General features: G+C 59.1%; 13 protein-coding genes. 7 read left to right on the top strand and 6 right to left on the bottom strand.

The annotated features are described in order from the left end of the window. Positions 1-64: 64 nt before the first annotated feature. Together psbM and NW863_RS02045 are read right to left on the bottom strand one after the other, a co-directional pair. Positions 65-172, bottom strand: coding sequence for a photosystem II reaction center protein PsbM (gene psbM / locus NW863_RS02040; protein WP_011429539.1), 108 nt, complete (start codon positions 170-172; stop codon positions 65-67). A gap of 77 nt (positions 173-249) precedes the next feature. Further along, the gene (locus NW863_RS02045; protein ID WP_414364100.1) at positions 250-546 is read right to left on the bottom strand and encodes a 2Fe-2S iron-sulfur cluster-binding protein; all 297 of its coding nucleotides are present in this window, start codon (positions 544-546) and stop codon (positions 250-252) included. 361 nt (positions 547-907) lie between these two features. Here NW863_RS02045 and psbB point away from each other — a divergent pair, with 361 nt between their 5' ends. From psbB to NW863_RS02060, 3 genes are all read left to right on the top strand, one after another. Beyond that, complete coding sequence (gene psbB, locus NW863_RS02050; RefSeq protein WP_414364101.1) at positions 908-2,440, top strand: photosystem II chlorophyll-binding protein CP47; 1,533 nt, start codon at positions 908-910, stop codon at positions 2,438-2,440. 113 nt (positions 2,441-2,553) lie between these two features. Further along, complete coding sequence (locus tag NW863_RS02055) at positions 2,554-2,652, top strand: photosystem II reaction center protein T (protein WP_011429542.1); 99 nt, start codon at positions 2,554-2,556, stop codon at positions 2,650-2,652. 379 nt (positions 2,653-3,031) lie between these two features. After that, positions 3,032-3,439, top strand: coding sequence for a response regulator (locus NW863_RS02060; RefSeq protein ID WP_414364102.1), 408 nt, complete (start codon positions 3,032-3,034; stop codon positions 3,437-3,439). On the opposite strand, the gene purQ is transcribed toward NW863_RS02060, so the two are convergent. Together purQ and purS are read right to left on the bottom strand one after the other, a co-directional pair. Beyond that, positions 3,440-4,117 (bottom strand): phosphoribosylformylglycinamidine synthase subunit PurQ, encoded by a 678-nt coding sequence (gene purQ / locus NW863_RS02065; protein ID WP_414364103.1) that lies wholly within the window; start codon positions 4,115-4,117, stop codon positions 3,440-3,442. It abuts the gene before it with no gap. A gap of 70 nt (positions 4,118-4,187) precedes the next feature. Continuing rightward, positions 4,188-4,445, bottom strand: coding sequence for a phosphoribosylformylglycinamidine synthase subunit PurS (purS, locus tag NW863_RS02070; protein WP_414364104.1), 258 nt, complete (start codon positions 4,443-4,445; stop codon positions 4,188-4,190). 63 nt (positions 4,446-4,508) lie between these two features. Here purS and NW863_RS02075 point away from each other — a divergent pair, with 63 nt between their 5' ends. After that, a complete protein-coding gene (locus NW863_RS02075; RefSeq protein WP_414364105.1) occupies positions 4,509-5,282 on the top strand; it encodes an ABC transporter permease in 774 nt (257 codons plus the stop codon). A gap of 47 nt (positions 5,283-5,329) precedes the next feature. Next, positions 5,330-6,058 (top strand): 2-phosphosulfolactate phosphatase family protein, encoded by a 729-nt coding sequence (locus NW863_RS02080; protein ID WP_414364106.1) that lies wholly within the window; start codon positions 5,330-5,332, stop codon positions 6,056-6,058. Here the strand turns inward: NW863_RS02080 and NW863_RS02085 are convergent. Beyond that, positions 6,055-6,339 carry a hypothetical protein gene (locus tag NW863_RS02085; RefSeq protein ID WP_414364107.1) on the bottom strand — a complete coding sequence of 95 codons (285 nt, stop codon included), beginning with the start codon at positions 6,337-6,339 and terminating at the stop codon, positions 6,055-6,057. The genes NW863_RS02080 and NW863_RS02085 overlap by 4 nt on opposite strands. Positions 6,340-6,566: 227 nt before the next feature. Between NW863_RS02085 and argC the strand changes: the two genes are divergently transcribed. Then, the gene (gene argC, locus NW863_RS02090) at positions 6,567-7,673 is read left to right on the top strand and encodes an N-acetyl-gamma-glutamyl-phosphate reductase (RefSeq protein WP_414364108.1); all 1,107 of its coding nucleotides are present in this window, start codon (positions 6,567-6,569) and stop codon (positions 7,671-7,673) included. A 31-nt stretch (positions 7,674-7,704) separates the two neighbouring features. Further along, positions 7,705-9,153 (top strand): hypothetical protein, encoded by a 1,449-nt coding sequence (locus NW863_RS02095; RefSeq protein ID WP_414364109.1) that lies wholly within the window; start codon positions 7,705-7,707, stop codon positions 9,151-9,153. Between the two features lie 96 nt (positions 9,154-9,249). On the opposite strand, the gene NW863_RS02100 is transcribed toward NW863_RS02095, so the two are convergent. Continuing rightward, positions 9,250-9,826, bottom strand: a 577-nt coding sequence (locus tag NW863_RS02100) for a nitrate ABC transporter ATP-binding protein (protein WP_414364110.1), incomplete at its 5' end; no start/stop codon positions are given.

Here is a 9,826-nt window from a genome sequence, read left to right on the forward strand (position 1 = left end):
GCTGCCCCGCTGTGTGAGCCTTGGTTCCTCAGCAGGAGGTAAGACTTGCCTTCGTGGGCCTAGGTCAGCTTTCCGACTTACTGGAAGTCTGCACGTACAAGATCACCAGGAAGATTGAGGGCACCAGGATAACCAGAATGGTGGCCAGGAGGCCTAGGTAGTTTGTCTCCATAGCTGCACACGCCGCAAACCCAACTGGCAGCTAGCATACCATCCTCAAGTCCGCCTTGCCCAAAGGGAAAGCTAGGCTTAAGGCTTAGTCCTTACCGAGACATCTCCCAATACCCTGGTCTGGCAGGCGAGACGATAGGTATCGGGTTTGCGCTTGAGCTTGCGATTTTCTGCCTCGGTGCGAGGAGAGAGGTTCTCGGCTCCCTCGACGATCTCCACCACACAGGTGCCACACTGGCCGTTGCCGCCGCAGTTGAGCAGCTTGGCCATCATCTTGTAGAGGTCAATCTGGTTCTCCAGCGCCTTCAAGCGCAGGTTAGCGCCTTCCGCGACGACAATCTCCCTATTTTCGTTGACAAAGCGAATCGTTGCCATATCCTCGCCCAAACCACGACACCTTTTAGACTGAGCCAGGGAAGCTCCAGAGTTTGCTAAGTATTGTTACAGTTTAAGTCATATTTTTAATCTTTGGCGAGAGATCTGGGAAGATGATGGCAAATAAGAGGGCATCCCGCCTGAAGCCGCTCAGGTCAGTTGCGTTTCGTTATACTGTCTGATGCCTGTGATGAAAATTCTGAGAGCGATATCCTCACTGGGTGCGCTCTTGGGTTAGGTGGGTGCGGCACCCCTCGACACTGAAGAGACTCCTTAGGTCAGGATCCCAGGTGAAGATGTCGGCTTCAGGTTTTTGACTGGATATCGCGCAAGTGTTGGAGAACGTGGAGGATCGAGTTTTATGGGACTACCGTGGTACCGGGTCCACACCGTTGTATTGAATGACCCAGGCCGCCTGATCGCGGTACACCTGATGCACACCGCCCTGGTGGCAGGTTGGGCCGGATCGATGGCGCTGTATGAAACGGCCATTTTCGATCCATCGGATCCTGTCCTGAATCCGATGTGGCGTCAGGGCATGTTCGTCATGCCATTCATGGTGCGTCTGGGGGTGGTCAACTCCTGGGGCGGCTGGAATATCTACGGCGAGAGCGTGGCCAATCCCGGCTTCTGGACGTTTGAGGGGGTAGCCACTGCTCACATTGTTTTGTCTGGGTTGCTCTTTTTGGCCGCCTGCTGGCACTGGGTGTACTGGGATCTGGAGCTATTCCGGGATCCCCGTACCGGCGAGCCAGCTTTGGACTTGCCGAAAATTTTTGGGATCCACCTGCTCTTGGCCGGGATCCTTTGTTTCGGCTTTGGGGCTTTTCACCTGACGGGGGTGTTTGGCCCAGGGATGTGGGTAAGCGATCCCTATGCGACGACAGGGCACGTCCAGCCAGTAGCACCCGAATGGGGGCCAGCCGGGTTTAACCCCTACAATGCCGGCGGGGTGGTGGCCCACCACATTGCCGCAGGCATCGTGGGCATTATTGCCGGCTTGTTCCACATCACGGTACGTCCGCCCCAGCGCCTCTACAAGGCCTTGCGCATGGGGAACATCGAGACGGTGCTGTCCAGCTCGATTGCGGCTGTGTTTTTTGCCGGCTTTGTGGTGGCCGGCACGATGTGGTACGGCAGTGCCACGACTCCTGTGGAGCTGTTTGGCCCCACCCGCTACCAGTGGGACTCCGGCTATTTCAACCAGGAAATTAACCGGCGCGTCAATGCCGCTATGGAAGCTGGGATGACCCGCAGCGAGGCCTACAATTCTCTGCCCAAGTCCCTGCTCTTCTACGATTACGTGGGTAACAGCCCGGCCAAGGGTGGTCTCTTCCGGGCCGGTCCCATGAACAAGGGAGACGGCATTGCCATCGAGTGGCTAGGCTACCCCGTCTTCCGGGATCGTGAAGGTCGGGAGCTGACGGTGCAACGCATGCCCAACTTCTTCGAGACGTTCCCCGTCATCCTGCGGGATGCCGATGGTGTGGTGCGGGCAGACATTCCCTTCCGCCGCGCCGAGTCGCGCTACAGCTTTGAGCAGGTGGGCGTGACGGTGGAGTTCTACGGCGGCAAGCTGGACGGTCAGGTGTTCACTGACCCGCCAACGGTTAAGAAGTACGCCCGTATGGCCCAGTTGGGTCAGCTCTTCGAGTTCGACCGAGAAACGCCCAAAGCCGACGGCACCTTCCACACCAGCCCCCGCGGTTGGTTTACCTTCGCCCATGCGGTCTTTGCCCTGCTGTTCTTCTTCGGCCACATTTGGCACGGCGCCCGTACTCTCTTCCGAGATGTGTTCGCCGGTATTGACCCGAACATGAGCGAGGAAATGGTGGAATTCGGCGTCTTCCAGAAAGTGGGGGATCCCACCACTCGCAAGGTGCAAGAAGCGTAAGGCTTTCTCGCGGGATGACCGTCGGCACTCTGTTTCTCTTGGGAGAGGGGGTGCTGACGGTTCCGAGCTAATCTGGAGTCAAGCCCCCTTAGAATTTTGATTTGGAGGTTGGTATGGAAGCCATCACCTACACCTTTATTCTGTTTTTGACGTTGGGCCTTCTGTTTTTTGCCGTTGCCTTTCGCGAAACTCCTAGGATTCAGAAGAAGTAACCTGAGCTAGGGGCTGCTGCTGTCGGCTTGCCGAGGGCGTTAGCGGGTCGAGGCGGCCCGAAGAGACGGCAGTTGTACCGCGGACAAGGCCGGAAAAATCCCCGGCCTTGTTTTGTTTTCAGATAGCGCTCGGTTCCAGGCTGGTAGAGTATCCCCCAGGCAACCCAGCAAAGCTGTTTTCAAAACAGTAGCTGTCCTCTCCTGCTGGCAGAGGGGGTAGCTGCTGGTGCTGCTTTATTGAGATTGCTATCAGTATCTTAGAGGGGGAGCCCTTGTCCCACTGCTCAAATGGGATCGCTAGAATTGCTTCGCGACGGTTTCCAGAACTATGGGGATTGCCGGGGCTTGAGTTCGCAACTAAGTCAACTTTAGGTTAGCGATGGCAACAGTGCTGCTGGTGGAAGACGATCCAATTAACGCCCGCGTTTTCGACAAAGTGTTGCGGCGGCGAGGCGGGTTTGAGGTCTTTCACAGCCAGGATGTGGAGGAAATCCTACGGCTGGCGCAGGCGCGCGAGGTGGACGTGATTTTGCTGGATGTCTCCCTCTCTCAAAGCACCTTTCGTGGCGAGGCAGTGGACGGGATCCGCATTGCCCAACTGTTGAAGGGGGATCCGCGAACAAGCTCCATCCCCATCCTCTTGGTAACGGCCCACGCCATGCGCGGCGACCGCGAGGCCTTCCTGGCCCAGAGTGGGGCCGATGGCTATATTGCTAAGCCAGTGGTGGATCACGAGGAGATGGTCAACCAAGTGCGCCAGGTGTTGGCTCAGGCCCAGCAGTCTTAGTCAACTGGCAAGACTGGTTACGATGGACTGCCAAAAAGGGATCCCGTCCTGCCCTGGCAAATCGGGATCTGCTGCCCGCTCCGGGTGAGGCATCAAGCCAAGGATGCGACCGCTGGGATCGCAAATGCCGGCGATGTTATCCACCGAGCCATTGGGGGCGACCGGGGCATAGCGAAAGACGATCTGCCCCCGATCCTGGAGCTGCTTGAGGGTATCGCCATCGCAGACGTAGCGGCCTTCTCCATGGGCAATGGGCAGGGTCAGAGTGGCTCCGCGAGGGTAAGCCCTTGTCCAGGGCAGATCTTGCCGCTCCACGCGGATCCCTACCCGGTCGCAGATAAAGTGCAGGTTGGCGTTGCGCAGCAGCGCCCCCGGCAGCAGCCCTGCCTCTGTCAGGATCTGAAAGCCGTTGCAAATGCCCAAGACATAGCCCCCGCGGGCTACGTGCTCGGCCAGGGATCCCATTACCGGCGCAAAACGGGCCAGCGCCCCGGCTCGCAGATAATCCCCGTAGCTGAAGCCGCCCGGCAGCACCACCACATCCAGCCCTGACAAATCGGTTTCCCGGTGCCAGATCAGCCGCGTCGGACAGCCCAAGAGGCTGCGGGTTACCCAGGCCACGTCGCGGTCACAATTGGAGCCGGGGAAAACGACAATGCCAAACCTTACCTTGGTCATGGGGATCCCTTGCTGTCAACAAAAAGGTGGCGAGGGTTAGGGCAACTCGTGGGAGGCTGGATCCCTCGAATCAACCTTCTACAGGCTCCACTTGGATTTGATAGGTCTCAATTACCGGATTGGCCAGCAGTTGCTCGCACAGCTCGCTGACTTGGCGTTGAGCGGTTTCGGTGTCGGGGGCCTCTAGCCGCAGTTGGATGTGTTTGCCAATGCGCACCCCTTGCACCTGGGTGTGCCCCAACTGGTGCAAGCTAGCCTGGAGAGCCGCCCCGGCAGGGTCGAGCACAGAGGGGCGCAGGTGGATCTGGATCTGGGCCTGGAACTGCATAGAATAAAGGCTGGATCTGCTCCAAGTGTACAGCCGAGTCGTCACTTCCTTTGGACGAGGTCTATGGATGCGGCGCGCCTTGTGGCCATTGCCCGAAATGTTTTCCGAGAAACGATTCGGGATCGGATTCTCTATCTGGTGATGGTGTTTGCGGTGGTCATGCTGGGAGCCATCGTTTTGATCCCCCAGGTAGCTAACCAGGCTCACAACAAGATCATCGCCGATCTGGGTCTGGCCGCCATCCACTTCCTGTCACTGGTGGTGGCCATTTTCGTCGGCACCGGGCTGGTGAATAAAGAGATCGAGAGGCGCACGGTCTACGTACTGATTGCCAAGCCCATGAGCCGGGCGGAGTTCATCGTCGGCAAGCATCTGGGCCTGTCGGCTTTGCTGTCGGTGCTGCTAGTAATGATGACGGCCGTCTTTTTGCTGAGCCTGCTGGTGGTGCAGGCCCCTATTTCCCCCTGGGCTGTTCTCTGGGCAACCGTCTTCACCTTTCTGGAGCTGGTGCTGATTGTGGCGGCAGCGCTGCTGTTTGGAGTTTTTACCTCTCCGATTTTGGCCACCCTCTACACAATTGCCCTGTTCATCATGGGCCACGCCAGCCGCGCCCTGCTGCAGTTAAGCAAGCTGGTGGAAGATGCAGGTTTTGGCAAGGTGTTCGAGGTCATCTACTTGGTCTTGCCGGATCTGGAGCGCTTCAATCTAAGAGATGCTACCGTCTACGGCCAAATTCCCCCGCCCACCCAGCTCCTCGGTGATGCGCTCTACGGCCTGATCTACACCGTCTTGCTGCTCATTTTAACAGTGCTGGTGTTTGCCCGGCGTGAGTTCTAATAAGCTCTCGGTGGAGCTCTAGTTAAACCTTTTTTGCTCCCTCTCTCATGCGATTTTTCCACTTCCATACCCCTGAGCAAGTCCCGCCGCCAGGGATCCCAGCTTGCGCAGTAGCCATCGATGTCCTGCGGGCCACCACCACCATCGCCACAGCCCTGGCTGCAGGCGCAGAAGCGGTACAGGTGTTTGCCCACTTGCAACAGCTTCAGGAAGCAAGCCAGAACTGGCCGGCTGGCAAGCGGCTTTTGGCCGGGGAACGGGGGGGCAAAGCAGTGGCAGGGTTCGATCTGGGCAACTCCCCCCGCGAATACACCCCCGAGCGTGTGCGGGACAAGCGCATCTTCATGAGCACCACCAACGGCACCCGCACCCTTCAGCGCTTGGAAGGGATCCCGGTGGTGATCACAGCGGCCCTGGTGAACGTGGGAGCGGTGGTGGAGTTTCTCAGGCGAGGAGCTTTTGCCGAGGTGTGGCTGGTGGGATCCGGCTGGGAAGGGGCTTTTGCTTTGGAAGACACCGCCTGTGCCGGGGCGATTTTGCATCGCCTGGGCTGCTCGTGGGAGCAGTTGGGCAACGATGAGGCAGTAGCCGCCCTGGCCCTCTACCAAACCTGGCAGGACGACCTGTTGGGCCTGTTGCGGCGCTCCAGCCATGGGCAGCGGCTATTGGCAATTAGTCCCGAAAACGACAGCGATCTGGCCTATTGTGCCGCCTTAGACCAGCTCTTGGTGGTGCCCCGGCAGGTTCAGCCCGGCGTTTTGGCCCTTGCTGGCTAGCTGGCCTGGGGTGTCTCAGCAGCAACAGCCAAAGCCTTCTGCTGCAGCCACTCCTGCCATTCTCCCGGGATCAACTTGCTGTGAAACGCATCTCCGGAGATAAACACATCCCGCTGGTTTTGGGCCAAAACGAAAATGGAGCGGCGGTCGAAATGGGAGGTGAGCTTGTAGAGGGTGTAGGGGCCTTCGGAGTAGAGGGTTAAAGTTTCCTGATCTAGGCCGTGGCGACTGCTTTGGCCGTGGGCCCGTAAGATCATGTTGATCAGTTGCTCGTAGTACATACAACCTTCCCGAGTGAATAGAATACACCCCTGGGCAAGACTTCAACAGCCAAGGCGGCTGCCGAGGCCCGGGCGGCTCGCGTGAGCCCAGCATAACAAATCCCGCTCTGTGGCTAGGCAACACTGACCCCCATAGAGCAGGCGGGTTCAACCAATGCGGCGGCAAATGGGATCAACAAATGCGATAAATAATAAGGCAAGCCGTCAATTTTGTTCAGGCAGCCCCCATGGCCACTACGGCGCCTCGTTCTCTTCCTCCCACCGATCCCGTCTGCGTCGCCATTGTCGGGGCCTCCGGGTATGGAGGGGTGCAGTTGGTGCGGCTGCTCAGCGAACACCCCGGCGTGCAGATTACCTACCTGGCCGGTCAAGACAGCGCCGGCAAACGCTACGGGGATCTCTACCCCCATCTAGCCCAGGCGGTGGACTTGACCATTCAGCCAGTGGATGTGGAGGCCATCGCCGCTAGCAGCGACGTTGTCTTTTTATCTCTGCCCAACGGACTGGCCGCAGACCTAGCGCCGCCTTTGCTGGCCAAGGGGTGCAAAGTCCTAGATCTCTCGGCGGACTACCGCTTTCGCAACCTGGCCACCTACCAATCCTGGTATCGCCTGGGCCAGACGGATCCCAACTGGCCTAGCCCTGCCTACCGCCAGGCCAACGAGCAGGCGGTTTACGGGCTGCCAGAACTCTACCGGGAGGCTATTGCCCAAGCCCAACTGGTAGCCTGCCCCGGCTGCTACCCCACGGCCTCCCTTCTGGCAGTTGCCCCCTTGCTGCGGCAAGGGTTGGTGGAGCTGGACAGCCTGATTTTCGATGCCAAGTCCGGCGTCTCCGGCGCAGGCCGCACCCCCAAGCTGGGATCCCTATTTGCCGAGGTGGACAGCTCGCTGGGTGCCTATGGCGTGGCCCAACACCGGCACACGCCCGAGATCGAGCAGGCCTGCTCCGACCTCACCCACACCCCCATCACGGTGCAATTTACGCCCCACCTGGTGCCAATGGTGCGGGGCATCCACGTGACCTTGTACGCCAACCTGCGGGATCCTGGTCTCGTGGGCGAGGATCTCATCACCATTTACAACGCCTTCTACCGCCAATCCCCCTGGGTCAAGGTGCTGCCCCGCGGCGTTTACCCGCAAACCAAGTGGGTGGCTGGCACCAACACCTGCATGATTGGGGTGGAGGTGGATACTCGCACCAACCGGGTGATTGTTCTGTCGGTCATCGACAACCTCATGAAAGGGCAAGCCGGGCAAGCGGTGCAATGCCTCAACCTGATGATGGGGTGGCCGGAAACCTTGGGCCTGCCGCGGCTTGCCTTTTACCCCTAGCTATAATGCCGGTAATTCCCCTGAGGTGCCCATGCCTGAGTTTTCGGATCCCGTCTTCTCCCCCAATCTCGATCCCAGCGCTGCCCCATCCGCTGCGCCGGCGAACTCTCCACCTTCGTGGGCCAGAGCTGGGGATCTGAACTGGGAGGAGCTGTGGCGGCAACTGGAAGCAGGCTGGCAGGAGCTGCCCCGACGCTCTGAAGAAACGGTGCAGCAGACCCTAGCTCGTTTGCAACTGGAGTGGGGGGGCTTGTGCCGCGAGGCAAGGGATCGGCTACAGGCAACTCTGGACAAAGCCAGAGCCACAACCTCTCCAGAGCCCCTCCAGCGAGAACTGCAAGCGCTTTTGCCTCTGCTCAACCCCAGCCAATGGGAGGTGGTCATCGGCTCTCTGGAACGGGCTGCCGACCGAGCCTGGGTGGCCAGCCTGCTCTATCAGGGCCTGCAGGAGCAGACCCATCCCAGGGCAGAAACCAACGGCATCCCTTCCTGGGCGGAGGGGTTGACTGCTGAGCAGCGCTCCGCCCTGGTGGCAATGAGCCTGCGGGCCTATGGCAACAGCCGCCTACCTTTGGTCATGGACAAAAGCGGCGAGATCCAAGTGAAAGCTTCAGCCGCCCTCTTGGCCGCCCTCATTGCCATCGAGATCGGCAGCGTGGGATCCGCAGGCGCCCTCTCCTTGCTGGGTACACCAGAGTTGCGCAAGCTCTTGAATGCCGAGGGCAAGCTGCGGCGCAGCATCTTAAAACAGGGGCGAACTGCCCTCACCGAAGAGGAATGGCAAACCCTGCGCCAGTGGCTGGATCCCAAGGGATCCCCGCCCGACTGGTACCTCTCCCTCACCCAAGTGGGGATCCAAACCACGCAGGTGGGGGAGTATCTGGCGCGGCGGCTGCGGGAGTTTTTCCAGAGCGAGTGGATCAAGCTGGTGATCCCCCCGCTGTACCACTTGGTTATCGATGCAGTGCGGCTGTTGACGGGAGAAGTGTTTCTCAGCGTGGGCACCACCCTAGAAGCGGCTTTGGAGTCAGCAGAAGCCGAACGACGACTGGAATTGCTGCTGCAAGCTTTGCCCCAGGCCCGGCACATTCCCAGTCCTGAGCGCATCCAAGCTGCCCTTCCCGCTGTCGTAGAGGCTGCTGAGACAACCCTCAGGCCACTGCTGGGGCGCCAGTTGATGACGGTGGCCGACATCTTCGACCCGCCCCTTCGCAACGAAAGCCTCAACGAATTGGGGCGGCAACTCAACCTCTGGAATCCCTTGCAGTTTTTGCTCACCTGGGGCACGGCTGGCTGGCTGGGCGCTCTGCTAGATGAGATCAAGGAATTGCAGCAAACCTACCCAGAAATGCCCCTCTGGGAAAGCTATCGCCAGGGGGTTGAGACGGCAGTGCAAGCGCCGCGAGTGATGGATCAGGCGGAAGCCTTGCGCCTTACCGCCAAGAGCTTGGATCCCAAGATAGAACCCTCGGACGACTGACTCACCGCAGGCGTACCCTACCCTCTTAGCCGAAGTGCCCCCATCTGCGGGCGTAGTCACCCTCGCTATAGAAAGTCCCAAAAAGTTGGGCTTAACTCACTGGTGGGCTGCCTCAGGGTTGGCCTCGTGCCCGTAGAGGTAGCTGAGGACGGAGTTGCGCAGGCGATAGTACTGGGGATCCTCAAGCATTCGCTCGCGGTCGCGAGGACGCGGGAAGGGAATAGAGATGATTTGCCCGATGGTAGCCGCAGGGCCACTGGTCATCAAGACCAAACGGTCGGCCAAAAACAGTGCCTCGTCAATGTCATGGGTGATCATCAAAACTGTGCAGCGATGTTCCTCCCAAATGCGCAGCAGCTCCTCCTGAAGTTCTTCTTTGGTGATGGCATCCAAAGCCCCAAAGGGTTCATCCAAAATCAGCACTGCTGGGCGAATTGCCAAGGCACGGGCAATGGCCACCCGCTGTTTCATCCCTCCGGAAATTTGCGGAGGATATTTCTGGGCTGCTTCCCCCAGCCCCACCAGATTCAGGTGTTCTTCTACAATTTGATGCTTTTCTGACTGGCTCTTTTGGGGAAACACCGCCTGAACAGCCAAGTAAACATTTTCATAAACTGTGAGCCAGGGCAAAAGAGAGTAATTCTGAAACACCACCATGCGATCTGGCCCAGGA

The organism is Synechococcus sp. B60.1 (assembly GCF_047462555.1).
Classification (GTDB): Bacteria; Cyanobacteriota; Cyanobacteriia; order Thermostichales; family Thermostichaceae; genus Thermostichus.